General features: G+C 60.1%; 2 protein-coding genes and 1 pseudogene. 2 read left to right on the top strand and 1 reads right to left on the bottom strand.

Features of this window, described 5'->3' with window-relative positions; all coding sequences use genetic code 11:
- Nucleotides 1-320, top strand: a 320-nt coding sequence (locus ACXRVY_RS30620) for an aminotransferase class I/II-fold pyridoxal phosphate-dependent enzyme (RefSeq protein ID WP_458239154.1), incomplete at its 5' end; no start/stop codon positions are given.
- Nucleotides 320-1,033, top strand: coding sequence for a DNA/RNA nuclease SfsA (gene sfsA, locus ACXRVY_RS30615; protein WP_458239153.1), 714 nt, complete (start codon nt 320-322; stop codon nt 1,031-1,033). The genes ACXRVY_RS30620 and sfsA, both read left to right, overlap by 1 nt.
- Here sfsA and ACXRVY_RS30610 read toward each other — a convergent pair.
- Nucleotides 1,030-1,145, bottom strand: a pseudogene (locus ACXRVY_RS30610) (Rieske (2Fe-2S) protein); the annotation flags it as partial. The gene sfsA and the pseudogene ACXRVY_RS30610 overlap by 4 nt on opposite strands.

The following is a 1,145-nucleotide window of genomic DNA, read 5'->3' as shown; positions in this document are numbered from 1 at the left end:
GCATTCTGGAAGAGCGCCGCGCAGAATTTGGCCGGCGTCGGGATTACCTGCTGCCGGCCTTGCGTGAATTGGGCTTCGGCATTGCCGTGGAGCCGGAAGGGGCTTTCTACTTGTACGCCGATATCAGCAAGTTCGGTGGCGATGCCTTCGCGTTCTGTAAACATTTTCTCGAAACCGAACATGTGGCATTCACCCCGGGGCTGGATTTCGGGCGTTATCAGGCCGGGCATCATGTGCGGTTCGCCTATACGCAAAATCTCGAGCGTTTGCAGGAGGCGGTCGAGCGAATTGCCCGTGGGTTGCGGAGCTGGCAAGGCTGATGCGTTTTCATCCTCCCCTTGAAGAAGGGCGCCTGATCCGACGTTACAAGCGTTTTCTTGCCGATATCGAAACCGTTGGCGGCGAATTGCTGACCATTCACTGCCCGAACACTGGCTCGATGCTCAATTGTMAGGTCGCAGGCGGGCAGGTCTGGTTCAGTCGCTCAAACGACCCGAAACGCAAGTTGCCCGGCACCTGGGAGGTCGGTGAAACTCCGCAAGGGCGGCTGTTTTGCGTGAACACCGCCCGCGCCAATGGTTTGATCGAAGAGGCGCTGCGAGCGGGCGTCATCACCGAACTGAACGGTTTTACCGGGCTCAAGCGCGAAGTGGCTTATGGTCAGGAAAACAGTCGTATCGATTTCCGCCTCGATTACCCCGAAGGGCCTGCCTACGTCGAAGTCAAAAGCGTGACCCTGGGCTTCGACGGTACGGCGGTGGCGGCGTTTCCCGATGCGGTCACCCAGCGTGGCGCCAAGCATCTGCGGGAGCTGGTGCATTTGGCCAGGGACGGTATTCGCGCGGTGCAGTTGTACTGTGTTTGCCTGACCGACATCGAGGCCGTGCGCCCGGCGCAGGAAATCGATGCGGCTTATGCTCAGGCCTTGCGTGAGGCTATCGCCTGCGGGGTCGAGGTATTGGCTTACGGTGTGCGGTTGAGCCACGAAGAAATGTTGGTCGACCGGCGTCTGGACGTGTTACCGGGTGGTTAAAGGCTGATCCAGATCCCCTGTTCATCCTCGCGGCAGGCCACGCCGGTCAAGGCTTGCCCCGCGCAAGGGCCGGCGACGCATTCACCGTCTTCGATCAGGAACAGTGCGCCAT

It is taken from the genome of Pseudomonas sp. P5_A2_2 (assembly GCF_054177685.1).
Note: the sequence above shows the minus strand (reverse complement) of the source record. Positions and strands in the feature narration are given on the sequence as shown.